Raw genomic sequence first — 13,689 nt, forward strand, 5'->3', positions numbered from 1 at the left:
CCGTCGCACTTTCGGCGGGAGAATAACCATGTCGCGTTACCTTTTTTTAATGCTTGGCTTGGTAGTTTCCATGACCCATGCGGCAGAACAATCGCCGTCAAAAACTACTGCCCAAGACCCGCACGACCTTGCTTACAGCCTGGGCGCCAGCCTCGGCGAACGACTGCGCCAGGAAGTACCCGACCTGCAGATTCAGGCGTTGATCGATGGCCTTAAACAAGCCTATCAGGGCAAACCACTGGCGCTGGACAATGCACGTATCGAGCAGATCCTCGCCGAGCACGAAGCACAGAGCGCGGCCGAGGCTGAGGCGCCGCAAAGCGAAAAAGCACTCGCTGCCGAACAGCAATTTTTATCCAAGGAAAAAGCAGCAGCCGGCGTGCGTGAGTTATCGAATGGCATCCTGCTCACGGAGCTGACGCCTGGCACCGGCAGCAAGCCGTTGGCCAGTGATGAGGTGCAAGTGAAATACGTAGGGCGGTTGCCCGACGGGACTGTCTTCGATCAGAGCACGCAACCGCAATGGTTTCGCCTGGACAGTGTGATCAGCGGCTGGAGCAGCGCGCTGCAACAGATGCCGGTTGGCGCGAAATGGCGTCTGGTGATCCCATCCGCCCAAGCCTATGGCGCCGACGGTGCTGGCGAGTTGATCCCCGCTTATACGCCGCTGGTGTTCGAGATCGAATTGCTCGGCACTCGCCACTGACCCAATAAAAAACGGTGCGCCATGCGCACCGTTTTTTTGTCTCGCCGCCAAGGCTCAGGCCTGGGTGGCGGCCTCTTCCTTGTGAGCGTTGTGCAACACTTCGATCAGGCAATCTTCCAGCTCGAAACGTTCGTGCAACAACCCGCCAAGCTCTTTGAATTTTTCGGCAACGCATTTGCCGGCATCGCACAACTCGGTGAACACCAGCAGTTTTTCCGTAATGACGTCGATGCGCGGGTAGATGGTTTCGGCCAAGTCCAGACCACGCTGATCATCAAAGGCTTCCGCCTCTTTGGTCAGTTGTTCGTAGACGCCGAAATGTCCGGCAGACACGTAGTCCACCAACACAGCGCAAAAGTCTTGCAGCGGCTCGCGATTCTCACCCAATGCTTCGGGCTTGGCGCCGAGAGCATCAAAGGCCCGAACCAGTTCGTGACGTGCCTTCAACCAGCTGTCGATCAGCTTGTGCACCCCACCCCAGCGTTCCTGAGCATTCTGACAACTTTCCAGCATGATGATCTCTCTTCCCTATAGGGGGCGCTGCCGCCTGTGCCCGCGCAACACTCAAGGATAAAAGCAGCAGCCGGACAAGGCCACATTTGGCAAACGGTTTCGATAATGCGTGCGGGCCAGATTATGCCCGCATGACTATGGCTTCAAGGTACGCAGGAGAGAAAGTTCATACAAGTGTTTAATCCCGTCCTACGACCCGCGACACACGTTCAAGGCCTTGCGAGACCCCATCGGCGACTTAAAAACAACCGAGAAAACTGCAGGGCGCCCAACATCAGCATGGCCAAAAAGAACAGCAAGCTCCATTCGGGAACGCTGAGGTCGAACAGTGTCCAGTTGATCTCAACGCAATCGACAGTGCCTTTGACGGTCAATTGCAGTGCTTGCCACAGCGACAGGTTTTCAATCATGTAGTGCAGGCTTGGCCAGCAATCGGTGGTCTGCTCCGGTGCGGCATTTTGTAGCAGCACCTGGCGTACGGCAGTGATAGCGCCGAGCAATGCGCAGCCCATGCTGGCAAACCCGTAGAGGTAAACCGCAGAGCGCTTTGGATTATGAATCGCCGCGACCAGATTGATCAGCGTGAAGGCTGCCAGAAAGATACGTTGCAGCTGGCAAAGGAAACACGGGCGTAGCAGCGCGCCGTACTCGAGATAAAACGACGCGCCCAACGTCAGCACACCAGCCATGAACGCCAGGAAAAACAAGGAGCGTGAAGGGGCCAAAGACATTGTTATCCGTACCGCAAGAGATAGGCCGTCACGGTAGAGGAAAGGCCTTACCCCTTTCAATACTCGTTAGAGCAGGCAATTCCGCGAGAGCATAGGGATATCTCGTCAGACCCTGGATGACTTTAAGCAGCTATCAGTAGGAATTTACTACGTAGCGCTTTAGACCCAGTATTTACAGGCTAACGAAGGGTTGGCTCTCAGAAACATCCGAGCCAACCTTCGCCCTCTTTCCTACTTCAGACGCGCGCGGGCATGGGCAACGGCGAGGCCAGCAAGCGACTGTCAAGCAGCCCCAGACCCTCCTGGAACAGCTGGTTGCTGCGCTCGGTGTCACCCAATTGGGCCAACAGCCGTGCCAGCTCAGCGCAGGCCTCAGGGTTGCGTTGCACCTGCAGGCTGCTTTCAAGGTAATCGCGCGCCTTGCCCCACAAGCTGTTTTGCAGACACAGGCGGCCCAGGGTCAGCAACAAGCTGGCATCACCCGGGTGATCCTTGAGCCAGCCTTCGGCAAACTTCAACTGACGGGCCGAATCAGCGCCCCGCAACAAACCATAAAGCCGGATCAAGTGGCTGTCATAACCACGCTTGATGGCGCTGCGCAGCACCTCTTCAGCCTTGGCGTCGGCACCCAGCCGGCGCAGTTGCTCGGCGTAAGCCAGAACCAGCTGTGGCTCCTGGCGCTGGGCGGAAGTGAGCTGCTCCCACGCCCGCTCAAGAGACTGCAAGCCTGCTTCGCCCTGCTCTTCACGCTGGGCCGCCAGCCCGAGGTTTTCACCCCAAGCGCGACGCTCCAACTCGGCCAGCTCGCTGGCGGGAAGGACTTTGTCTTTTCGCAGCTCCGGCAACAAGCGAATCACTGAAGACCAATCGCCCCGCTGCTGATGCAGACGCTGCAACTGGCGCAACACCTGCGGGTTGTGCGGATGACGCTCGTGCATCGCCTGCAAAGTCACCAGTGCGCCTTCTGTATCGCCACGGTCCATCTGCAATTGCGCATGGCTCAAGGCAACCGCCAGCTCAGCCTGAGGCTGGCGCTCCAGAGCGCGCTCCAGCAAACCGTCGGACTCTTCATAACGGCCCTGCTCATTGGCCGCACGTGCCGCGCCAAGGTAGTACAACAATGGCTGGCGCTCCGCTTCGGCGGCGCGGTGCAGGTGGCGTTCGGCACTGGCCCAGCGACCTTCAGCGAGGTCCATCTGGCCCTGCTCAATCGCAATTTGTACCCGGCGACTGCGGTTACGTCGCGACCATGGGTTGACCACACCACCGGAGGTGCTGAGCAGGCTCAGCAACACACGGATCAGATAGATCGCCAGGCCGACGGCAAACACGGCCACCAGCGTCGCCCACAGGCTCGACTCGTAATGCAGCAGATGGGGATAGGTAATCAGCACGTAGCCGGTGTGTTTGGAAATGCCCACGCCCAGCGCCAGGGCGATTGCAATTGCCAGGACCAGGATCACATAGAAACGCTTCATCGGCTCTACTCCTGGGTCGCCGGCGTGCCCGCCGACGCCTTGGCTTCATCGGCAGACAGATGACGACGTTCGAGGTAGGCCTGCACCGCGGCCAGGCTGGCCGCCAGGTCAGGCGTGGCCACGGAAACGGCCTTGGGCTCAAGCTCGGCAATACGCGCGAGCATCGCTTTGCTCTGTGGGTTGTCCTGGTTGAAGTTGTCTTGCAGCACGCTGCGCGCCTCGCCCAGGGAACGGCTGTACACCGCCGTTTCACCATTGAGCGCAGCCCATTGCGCCTGCTCAAGGGCCAGGCTCAGCGCCAGGCGTACCTGATTCAAGCCCTGACCGGCGAGCAACGGTCGAATGTTGTCGTCCGGGTTGAAATCGATGCGGAAGTAGCGGGAAATCTCCTCCCACCATTGGCTCAGGCGACCTTGCGTATCGCTGGTCGGGCGACCTTGAGAGGCCGGCTCGCTGAGTTGGTATTCCGGGGCAATAGCCGCCAGCTGTACAACCTGATCGCGCAGCGCGGCGAGTTGCAGATAAAGCCCGGTGCGGTCCGGCTGCTCGGTACTGCGCAACGCGGCAAGGCTCTTGGCCAGTTGCTCTCGTGCGGCGTAGGAACCCGGATCGCTTTGCTCACGCAGAATTTCGTCAGCCCCCTGGACCAGAGACTGAGCGCTGTTGATGTCCTGCAGGGCAGACAAACGCAAGCTGGCCAGACGGATCAAATGCTCGGCTTCGGCCAGACGCCAGTCCTGGCGACTGGCGCCCAGCACGGTTTCCAGGCGCTGGCTCAAGCGCTGCTGATCGCCCTGCAACTGGGTTACCAGACGGCGGCGTTCTTCCAGCTCATCTGCACCGGGCAATTGCGCCAGCCGGGTAGTCAGCTGTTGCTGGCTCTGCTTGAGAGACTGGGATTGCTCGTCGAGTGCCTGCACCTGGCTCGACTGCTGTTGACTGCCGGCTTGCAGGGCGCGGACCTGCCAAATGCCCCATCCGCCAGCGGCAACACCTGCGGCGCCGAGCAACAAGGCCACGATTGCCAGGCCATTGCCACGGCGTGGCGCGGCGACCGGTGACTCAGCCGGCGCATCAAGTGCGGGCTGGGTTTCATCTTTAGGCAAGGCTGTTTCGCTCACGTATCCGTCCTTTGCGTATCAGAGAGTGGGCGCGGCTTGCCTCACAAGGCAGCGCTGCGCAACGCCACTAACAAAGCCGCGGCACTCGCACCGCGACAATCCACAACTTTTTCTGCGCCAGCGGCCCGCGCCATTTCATGGACGCGGGGGCTGGGCACGAACAATGGCAGCCGCGCCACCTGCGGCCAATCGGGGCCAGCCAACGCTTGCAGGTGCAAAAAACCCTGCCCACTGCTGACCACCACGCCGTTCAAGCGTTCCAACTGTATGCGTTGCATCAGCTCCCCGGTGTCGTAAGCCGGCAGGGTGCGACGATACAACTCCAGATAATCGACACTAGCACCTTGCTCGCGTAAACGCTCAGCCAGCAGCTCTCGCCCGCCTTCGCCACGCAAGATCAATACCCGGGCATCGGGGCGTGCGATAGCCTCGCGCAAGGCGGGCAGTGCAAGCAAGGCCTCGCTGTCGTCGCCGGTTTGCGGATAATGAACAGTGAGGTCGTGATCGGCCAGTACTTGCGCAGTGGCCGCGCCGACGCTGAACCAGGGCAGCTGCGGCCAACGCCGATCCAGCTGTTGCAAGGCCAGGCGTGCGGCAGGCTTGCTGACCACGATGACCGCGCTATAACGGCCCAGATCACAAAAGACCGCTTGTTGCTCAGCCGTCACCGGCAAGGCCTGGATCGCCAACAATGGCAGGCTGCTGCTGAAAATGCCGGCCTCGGACAACGTCGCGGCCAGGGCCGTGGTTTCCTCGGCAGGCCGCGTCAGCAACAGACGCCAGTCGGTCACTGCGGGCCAGCCTCGCCATAGATTTTTTGCAGAATCACACCGGCGCCTTTTTCCAGCAGCTCTTCTGCCACCTGGATTCCCAGCGCGGTAGCATCACGCTGCGGCCCGCGAACCTGGGCGGTGAGCAGCGTGCCGCCTGCGGGGTCGCCTACCAAGCCACGCAGCCACAGGTTTTCACCCTCAAGCACGGCGTAACAGGCGATTGGTACCTGGCAGCCACCGTTGAGGCGTTTGTTCAGCGCGCGCTCGGCCGTGACACGCACTTCGGTGTCTTGATGATCAAGGGGTTTGAGCAGGGCGTGAATTTCACTGTCAGCAGTGCGGCATTCGATCCCCACAGCGCCTTGTCCGCCCGCGGGCAAGCTGTCTTCTACGCTGATGGCCGAGGTGATGCGGTCTTCGAAGCCCAGGCGAATCAGGCCAGCCGCCGCGAGAATAATCGCGTCATACTCGCCCGCATCCAACTTGGCCAGACGGGTGTTGACGTTGCCGCGCAGAAACCGGATTTGCAGGTCCGGCCGGCGAGTCAGCAACTGCGCCTGGCGACGCAGGCTCGAGGTGCCGACGACACTGCCCAAGGGCAGTTCATCCAGCGACGCATAAGTATTGGAAACAAACGCGTCACGCGGGTCTTCGCGCTCGCAGATGCAATACAGGCCAAGACCTTCGGGGAAGTCCATCGGCACGTCTTTCATCGAATGCACGGCGATGTCGGCTTCGTTTTCCAGCAGTGCGGTTTCCAGTTCCTTGACGAACAAGCCCTTGCCGCCAATCTTCGACAATGGCGAGTCGAGCAGCTTGTCGCCGCGACTGACCATGGGCACCAGAGACACTTTCAACCCCGGATGGGCTTGCTCAAGGCGTGCTTTGACGTATTCGGCCTGCCACAAGGCCAGGGCACTTTTACGGGTGGCGATGCGGATTTCGCGAGAGGACATGGATCAATCCGTACTGAATAGATACGGCAGATAATAACAGCTCAGGCAAACACGCTTTGATTTGAATCAGCAAGTGCGGGGCCTCCCTGGCCGCGTCGCACCGGGATACAGAATGCAGACCTCGCCAAAGCCCCTGGCTAAAGCTGCTGCATCATCTTGCGCACACCGGCGACATGGCGTCGGCTGACGATCAAGGCATCGCCGTTAAGCCCTTTGAGGAACAACTGAAAGTGCCCCAGGGGCGTGCGCTGCAAGCGTTCTATTCGCTCGCGGGCCACCAGCGCATTGCGGTGGATGCGCACAAAGCGGTCGCCGAATTCGTCCTCAAGGGCCTTGAGCGGCTCATCGAGCAACACTTCACCCGTCTCGTGACGCAAGGTCACGTACTTGTGGTCGGCGATAAAGTAGACCACCTGGTTCAGCGGAATCAGCTCGATACCTTTACGGGTCCGCGCGCTGATATGGCTGCGTGGCCCGTTACCACTCTGAGCGGCTGGCTGGGTCAAAGCGGCGAGCTGGACGCGGTTGGGACGCTCGGCCTTTTTCAAGGCTTTGAGCAGCGCCTCAGCACTCACCGGTTTGGCAAGAAAGCTGACACCGCTGTCTTCCAGGGTCTGCGCAGAAAACTCTTCGTGAGCTGCACACAACACCACGGCAGGCGGCGATTCTCGCTCGCTCAGGCGGGCGGCCACTTGCAAGCCATCAAGGCCTGGCAGGCGAATATCGAGCAACACCACATCCGGTTTGAGGCTGTCGATCAGCGTCAACGCCTCTTCGCCGTTGGTGGCGCTCGGTTCAAGGACTGTATAACCCTCGAGTTCACTGACCAAACGGCTCAGTCGCTCGCGGGCTTGGGGTTCGTCATCAACGATCAGGACATTCATATTGCGCTGGATTCCTGCGTGAGTCTCGCACAAGGATAGCGTAGACAGGTGCGGTGACTTGCGTCACAGCGATCCACGCTAAGACTAGCGCGAGCGGCAAAAAGTGCCCCGGCAGCGGCACCCATATTTACCCGGACCTGTTCAATTGCGCCCAAGACCTGCTGCCTTCGGGCATCGTCGTAGGGTTTGCTGATACACAATCCGAATACCCCCCTTTTTTAATGGATAGTCTGGGCTATGACCGCATCACCCGACTTTGGTGCATTCACGCTCTATCAGTGCAACTGTAGACGCTCGCTGAGACGATATTGCTCAATCGTCAAATATCGTTTCAATTAGGGCCCGCTCCAGTCTCTTCCCGGAAGCGTCCGGCGGCAAGGCACTTAGCCATCCTTGGCACAAATAAAAATGCCGACCACCCGCAGCACCGCCTCTAAGTGCAACCCTGTTATTATCCGCGGCACACCTCCACGCCTCTTTTAAGCAGATCACGAGCGAATCCATGAGCACCGACAAGACCAACCAGTCCTGGGGCGGCCGCTTCAGTGAACCCGTCGACGCCTTCGTCGCGCGCTTCACCGCCTCCGTCACTTTCGACCAGCGCCTGTACCGCCACGACATCATGGGCTCGATCGCCCACGCCACGATGCTGGCCAAGGTCGGCGTACTGACCGACGCCGAGCGCGACAGCATCATCGATGGCCTGACCACCATTCGCGGTGAAATCGAGGCCGGCACGTTCGACTGGCGCGTCGACCTGGAAGACGTGCACATGAACATCGAAGCCCGCCTCACCGATCGCATCGGTGTGACCGGCAAGAAACTGCACACTGGTCGCAGCCGTAACGACCAGGTGGCTACCGATATCCGCCTGTGGCTGCGTGACGAAATCGACCTGATCCTGGGCGAAATCACCCGCCTGCAAAAAGGTCTGCTGGAGCAGGCCGAGCGTGAGTCCGGCACCATCATGCCCGGCTTCACCCACCTGCAAACTGCGCAACCGGTGACTTTCGGCCACCACTTGCTGGCCTGGTTCGAGATGCTCAGCCGCGACTACGAGCGCCTGGTGGATTGCCGCAAGCGCGCCAACCGCATGCCGTTGGGCAGCGCCGCACTGGCCGGCACTACCTACCCGATCGACCGCGAATACACCGCACAACTGCTGGGTTTTGACGCGGTTGGCGGCAACTCTCTGGACGGCGTGTCGGACCGTGACTTCGCCATCGAATTCTGCGCTGCCGCCAGCATCGCGATGATGCACTTGTCGCGTTTCTCCGAAGAACTGGTGCTGTGGACCAGTGCGCAATTCCAGTTCATCGACCTGCCGGACCGCTTCTGCACCGGCAGCTCGATCATGCCGCAAAAGAAAAACCCCGACGTGCCCGAACTGGTGCGTGGCAAAAGCGGCCGTGTATTCGGCGCGCTGATGGGCTTGCTGACCTTGATGAAGGGCCAGCCATTGGCCTACAACAAGGACAATCAGGAAGACAAAGAGCCGCTGTTCGACGCCGCCGACACCCTGCGCGATTCGCTGCGTGCATTTGCCGACATGATCCCGGCGATCAAGCCCAAGCACGCGATCATGCGTGAAGCGGCCTTGCGCGGGTTCTCCACGGCAACCGACCTGGCGGACTACCTGGTGCGCCGTGGCCTGCCATTTCGCGACTGCCACGAAATCGTCGGCCACGCCGTTAAGTACGGCGTAGACACCGGCAAGGACCTGGCGGAAATGAGCCTGGAAGAGCTGCGCCAATTCAGCGACCAGATCGAGCAGGACGTGTTTGCCGTGCTGACCCTGGAAGGCTCGGTGAATGCGCGCAATCACGTGGGCGGCACCGCGCCGGCGCAGGTCAAAGCTGCGGTCGTGCGCGGTCAGGCACTGCTCGCCAGCCGCTAAAAAGCCTCAGACCCGCGCGGTCAAAAATGTGGGAGCGGGCTTGCTCGCGAATACGGTAGACCAGTCGCTATATGTATTGACTGACACACCGCTTTCGCGAGCAAGCCCGCTCCCGCATTTGATTTGTGCACGACTGATTACTTCTTGGCCGCAATCATCGCCATAAACGCCGGCATCGCCGCCTCCCTGTCCGCCGCCACTTTCTGCGCGTTGGGCATCGCGTGCAGTTGCTCCAGCAGCGCTTTCGCCTTCGGCAACTCAGCCAGCAGATCCAGGCCAAACAGCTTCTCGCCCACGGCACAGGCCAGGTTCACGCTGTACATGAAATACAGATCGGCCAGCGTGAAGCTCTCCCCCGCCACGTACGGCGCAAACTTGCCGTGTCGGCCTAAAGAACTGATCCCCAACAGCAACTCGGCCCTGGATTTTTCCTTGATCGCCTCCGGCACCGGCATACCGAAGAACGCCTCGGCGAAACACGCGCGGGCGGGCAACTCGATGTACAGCTCGATTTCCCTGCACAGCGCCAGCACCTGAGCCCGCTGAAAAGGCTCGGCCGGCAGCAGCGAAGGACCTTCCTGAGTGTGTTCGATGTACTCCAGAATCACGCTGGTTTCGTTGATAAAGCCTTGTTTGACGCCCAGCACCGGCACTTTGCCTCGCGGGCTTACTGCAAGCGCTTCAGGCGTCTGGCCTGCATAAAATGGCACCTCTTCAAACGGCAGACCTTTCTCCAGCAGCGCCAGTTTGACCATGTTGTAGTAGTTGCTGACCGAAAATCCGTAAAGCTTGAGCATCGCGAATGCCTCCAGGCCGGGTGTGGGGTTGGCTGCGGAAGTTATAGAGCGTGCGGCCCGACCTGACCAGCAGCATCACCTGCCTGAATGGGGTTAGACTGGCGCCCTTTCCTTGAGGAGCCCCGCCATGAGCGAGCCGACCGATATCGACAACGACGAAGAAGAATTCACCGAAAGCACGCTGACCCAGGCCATCGAAAACCAGATCGAAAGCGACAACCCGCCTGCCGCCAAAGCCACCTTCAACAAGCTGACCCTGGTGGGCTACGAGCGCGAAGACATTTTGAATCTCATGGCCCACGTGCTGGCTGTGGAAATCGACAAGATGCTTGAAGAAGACCGCGCCTTCGATACCCAATGGTATGAAACCGCGCTGCGCGCACTGCCGGAATTACCCCCGGAAAACGACTGAATCGAGCACTTTCGTGGCCGGGAAGCCTGCTTCCTCGCCACAAACCTGCGCCATATCAAGACCCACGACTTTCTCACTGGACAGCCTGGCAAAGTGCGTTCACCTTATGCCCTGCTAGCCTCTAATAAATTTTAGAAAGTCTGGAGTCCTTATGTCGTATACCCCTGAGTTGGTTGCCGAACTGGAAATCCTTGTACTCTTCCCCTTGGACAGCACCAAGGAAGGTCTGAAAGTCCACCAGACCGCCGCTCCCACTGCCATCGCCGCGGCCAAGCGCCTCCATGCAAAAGGCCTTATCGACCAGCCAGACGGGGGCTACCTGACCAGCCTTGGCCGGGACGCTGCAGAGCAGGCCCAAACCCTGCTGACCATTCTGACGACTGCTACCACCAAAGAAGCTGCCTGATCCCTGATACCGCCCATGGAGTCCGCTTTCTGCGGATTCCGAGGGCATTGCTGTGGATGGCACAAAATTCTGACGCCAGAAACCATTTCCCTCTAAACCTCCTACGCTTGTGTCTGTAAACTCCTAGACGGCCGCCCACGTCGGGCCCTGCGAGCCAACGAGTTCGACATGACCCGCACCCATGAAATCCGCCCCGACCTGGACGAAGGCATCGACCGCAAGGTGCTGGCCCAATTGCGCGCGCGCTTCATGGCCCTCAATGAAGGCCGCATGGCCCGGGCCGTCGAAGGTCTGACCCCGCGCCAGCAAAGCGTGTTGACGCTGTTGCCGCTGTTTTTCCACGTCAACCACCCTCTGCTGCCAGGTTATGTCTCGGGCAGTACGCCGGCCGGGCTGTCCAATTTCGAACCGGACGCCCAGGCCCTCACTGAAGCTCAGCGCCTGACCCGTTCGTTCTCATACAAGCCACGCCATGGCAATCCGCCACGACCTATCCTTGGCCTGTACCTGATGGGCAGCCTTGGCACCCTGGCTCAAGCGGACCAAAGCGATATGGACGTGTGGGTCTGCCACTCGCCCGAACTTGGCGAAACCGAACTGGCCGAGCTGCGCAAAAAGTGCCAGTTGCTGGAAGCCTGGGCCCTGACCATGGGCGCCGAGGCGCATTTTTTTCTGATCGAACCGACGCGCTTTGTATTGGGTGAGCGCGACACGCAACTGAGCTCCGACGACTGTGGCACCACCCAGCATTACCTGCTGCTGGATGAGTTCTACCGCACCGCCATCTGGCTGGCCGGGCGCACGCCGATCTGGTGGCTGGTGCCGGTGTACGAGGAACGCCGCTACGCCGAGTTCACCCATACGCTGATTTCCAAACGATTTATCCGCGCCGACGAGACCCTGGACCTTGGGCACCTGGCCCACATCCCTCCGGGCGAATTCATCGGCGCCGGGCTGTGGCAATTGTTCAAGGGCATCGAGTCGCCCTACAAATCGGTGCTCAAGCTGCTGCTGACCGAGGTTTATGCCAGCGAGCACCCGAACGTGTACTGCCTGAGCCTGCGCTTCAAGCGCGCCGTATTCGCCAATCAGATGGACCTGGACGAGTTGGACCCGTACATCGTGGTTTACCGCCGCATCGAGGAATACCTCAAGGCGCGCAATGAGCCGGAGCGCCTCGAACTGGTGCGGCGCGCGCTGTACCTGAAGGTCAATCGCAAGCTCAGCGTCGGCCAACGCAGCACCGGCTGGCAACGCCGCCTGCTGGAGCGCCTGGCCAATGAATGGGGTTGGGACCAACGCCAACTGGCTCTGCTGGACAGCCGCAGCCAGTGGAAAGTGCGCCAGGTCGCCTCCGAGCGCCGCGCACTGGTCAACGAACTGAATTACAGCTACCGCTTCCTCACGCAGTTCGCCCGTACCGAGCAAACCGCCAGCCTGATCAACAAGCGCGATCTGAACGTGCTGGGCCGGCGCCTCTATGCAGCGTTCGAACGCAAGGCCGGCAAGGTTGAGTTCATCAACCCCGGCATCGCGCCCGACTTGGCCGAAGACACGCTCACGCTGGTGCAGTCCCCCAATCGCAAGGAACCGGGCCAGTATCACTGGGGCCTGTACAACGGCAACCTTACGGCGCTGGAATGGGAGCACTTCGCGCCGATCAAGCGCAGCCGCGACCTCTTGGAAATGCTCACCTGGTGCCATCGCAACGGCGTGATCGACAGCAGCACCCGCCTGGCACTGCACCCGGGCGTCAGTGACATGACCGAATTCGAGCTGTTCAACCTGCTGGGCAGCCTGCAACAAACCATCGCCCTGCCCCTGGCCAGCGTCGATGAGGATCGCCTGTTGCGCTCGGCGGTGCCGGAAGAAGTGCTGTTGCTGATCAACGTTGGTGTCGACCCGCTCAAACATCATCGCGACTTGAACATCCTGATGACCACCGAACGCACCGACTCCCTGAGCTATGCCGGCGTGCGCGACAACCTGGTGCTGACTCTGGATCAGGTCACGCTCAATAGCTGGAACGAGGTCATGGTCAGCCGCTACGACGGCCCCCACGCACTGCTCGATTGCCTGCGTGACTACCTCAATCAATTGCCGTCGGACTACTTGCCACGCCTGCGAGTACGCTGCTTCTGTCACAACCGTGCGCAGTTCATTGCCCAGCGGGTAGAAGAAATTTTCGACACCGCGCAAAACCTGCTGCTTAGCCAGTCCAATCACCGCTACCTGTTGCAGGTGCAGCAGCACTACCACGTGATGGAGCTGATGCCGGGTCAGGCCACCCATGTGTCACTGCCGACCCAGGACGCGCTGATTGCCTACCTCAGCGAAGAACTGGCCAGCTACAGCCCACTGCACCTGGACGCCATGGCCCTGGAAGACCACGACCTGGCGCTGCTGCTGCCGATGGGCCTGGCCGATTGCGTGCAGGTGTTCTACCGGGTCAATGAAGGTTTTGCCGAGTTGTATGTGTTGGATGAGTTCAACGCCCTCTGGCAGCAACGCCTGCCGTTTCATGATGAGCAGAGCCTGTTGGCGCCGTTGCAGCGTTTTCTGCAATCGATCATCTATCGCCGCGAAGCGCTGGCGCCGCTGGATACGCAGCAGCCGTTGGGCGAAGTGCAAATCTTGTATTACCAACTGTTGCCATCAGGCAGCAATCGCGCACGCGGCATCGAGCCGCGCCCCGCGCCGCAGAACCCGGCCAATAAGCCGTTTTATGACGTGCAGGCGATTATCGGCAAGGCGGCGCCCGGCCAAGTGGGCATCACCCTGTACTGCAACCAGCGGGAGTTTTGCGAACTGGAGTTTGGCGACCAGCTGTTTGCCGTGGTCGCCCAGGAAATCGTCGGGCAACGTCGAGAAACCGAACGTTACCGCTGCTACATCACCGACCTGGACCTGTCCGGCCTGCTCGGTGATGTGCAAAGCCCGAGCAACCTGTACCTGCGTTACAAGGCCGAGCTGGAGCTGTCGCTCAACAACGCACTGAAGCAGGTTTAAAGCGGC

At 60.3% G+C, this 13,689-nt stretch carries 13 protein-coding genes and 1 pseudogene; 5 read left to right on the forward strand and 9 right to left on the reverse strand.

Going from position 1 to position 13,689, the window contains the following annotated elements; genetic code table 11:
- Positions 1-28: 28 nt before the first annotated feature.
- Positions 29-706 (forward strand): FKBP-type peptidyl-prolyl cis-trans isomerase, encoded by a 678-nt coding sequence (locus tag AB5I78_RS28295; RefSeq protein WP_145158047.1) that lies wholly within the window; start codon positions 29-31, stop codon positions 704-706.
- 54 nt (positions 707-760) lie between these two features.
- Here the strand turns inward: AB5I78_RS28295 and rsd are convergent, their stop codons facing one another.
- The 8 genes and pseudogenes from rsd to AB5I78_RS28335 form a co-directional block, all read right to left on the reverse strand.
- Complete coding sequence (gene rsd, locus AB5I78_RS28300; protein WP_106575814.1) at positions 761-1,219, reverse strand: sigma D regulator; 459 nt, start codon at positions 1,217-1,219, stop codon at positions 761-763.
- A 209-nt stretch (positions 1,220-1,428) separates the two neighbouring features.
- Positions 1,429-1,950 (reverse strand): disulfide bond formation protein B, encoded by a 522-nt coding sequence (locus tag AB5I78_RS28305; RefSeq protein WP_369301890.1) that lies wholly within the window; start codon positions 1,948-1,950, stop codon positions 1,429-1,431.
- A 236-nt stretch (positions 1,951-2,186) separates the two neighbouring features.
- Positions 2,187-3,428 carry a heme biosynthesis protein HemY gene (locus AB5I78_RS28310; RefSeq protein ID WP_369301889.1) on the reverse strand — a complete coding sequence of 414 codons (1,242 nt, stop codon included), beginning with the start codon at positions 3,426-3,428 and terminating at the stop codon, positions 2,187-2,189.
- Between the two features lie 5 nt (positions 3,429-3,433).
- On the reverse strand, positions 3,434-4,549 hold the full coding sequence (locus AB5I78_RS28315; protein ID WP_145158053.1) for a uroporphyrinogen-III C-methyltransferase: 1,116 nt from the start codon (positions 4,547-4,549) through the stop codon (positions 3,434-3,436).
- A gap of 41 nt (positions 4,550-4,590) precedes the next feature.
- Positions 4,591-5,340, reverse strand: a complete 750-nt coding sequence (locus tag AB5I78_RS28320; protein WP_369301888.1) for a uroporphyrinogen-III synthase — start codon at positions 5,338-5,340, stop codon at positions 4,591-4,593.
- Entirely contained in the window at positions 5,337-6,278 is a 942-nt protein-coding gene (hemC, locus tag AB5I78_RS28325; protein ID WP_369301887.1) for a hydroxymethylbilane synthase, read from the reverse strand. Before hemC ends, AB5I78_RS28320 begins: the two co-directional genes overlap by 4 nt.
- A gap of 137 nt (positions 6,279-6,415) precedes the next feature.
- The gene (locus AB5I78_RS28330; protein WP_145158061.1) at positions 6,416-7,162 is read right to left on the reverse strand and encodes a LytTR family DNA-binding domain-containing protein; all 747 of its coding nucleotides are present in this window, start codon (positions 7,160-7,162) and stop codon (positions 6,416-6,418) included.
- Positions 7,159-7,275 (reverse strand): annotated as a pseudogene (locus AB5I78_RS28335) (sensor histidine kinase); the annotation flags it as partial. The gene AB5I78_RS28330 and the pseudogene AB5I78_RS28335, both read right to left, overlap by 4 nt.
- Before the next feature lie 389 nt (positions 7,276-7,664).
- Between AB5I78_RS28335 and argH the strand changes: the two are divergent.
- Complete coding sequence (argH, locus tag AB5I78_RS28340; RefSeq protein WP_145158064.1) at positions 7,665-9,059, forward strand: argininosuccinate lyase; 1,395 nt, start codon at positions 7,665-7,667, stop codon at positions 9,057-9,059.
- A 137-nt stretch (positions 9,060-9,196) separates the two neighbouring features.
- Here the strand turns inward: argH and AB5I78_RS28345 are convergent, their stop codons facing one another.
- Positions 9,197-9,856 (reverse strand): glutathione S-transferase family protein, encoded by a 660-nt coding sequence (locus AB5I78_RS28345; RefSeq protein ID WP_369301886.1) that lies wholly within the window; start codon positions 9,854-9,856, stop codon positions 9,197-9,199.
- A 127-nt stretch (positions 9,857-9,983) separates the two neighbouring features.
- Here AB5I78_RS28345 and AB5I78_RS28350 point away from each other — a divergent pair, with 127 nt between their 5' ends.
- From AB5I78_RS28350 to AB5I78_RS28360, 3 genes are all read left to right on the forward strand, one after another.
- Positions 9,984-10,268, forward strand: a complete 285-nt coding sequence (locus AB5I78_RS28350; RefSeq protein ID WP_106575823.1) for a hypothetical protein — start codon at positions 9,984-9,986, stop codon at positions 10,266-10,268.
- A gap of 151 nt (positions 10,269-10,419) precedes the next feature.
- The gene (locus AB5I78_RS28355; protein ID WP_010207442.1) at positions 10,420-10,674 is read left to right on the forward strand and encodes a TIGR02647 family protein; all 255 of its coding nucleotides are present in this window, start codon (positions 10,420-10,422) and stop codon (positions 10,672-10,674) included.
- Between the two features lie 168 nt (positions 10,675-10,842).
- Positions 10,843-13,683: a class I adenylate cyclase gene (locus AB5I78_RS28360; RefSeq protein WP_369301885.1), complete on the forward strand. Its 2,841-nt coding sequence runs from the start codon at positions 10,843-10,845 to the stop codon at positions 13,681-13,683.
- Positions 13,684-13,689: the final 6 nt, after the last annotated feature.

The sequence above is a fragment of the Pseudomonas sp. N2-3-1-14 genome (assembly GCF_041228395.1).
GTDB lineage: Bacteria > Pseudomonadota > Gammaproteobacteria > Pseudomonadales > Pseudomonadaceae > Aquipseudomonas.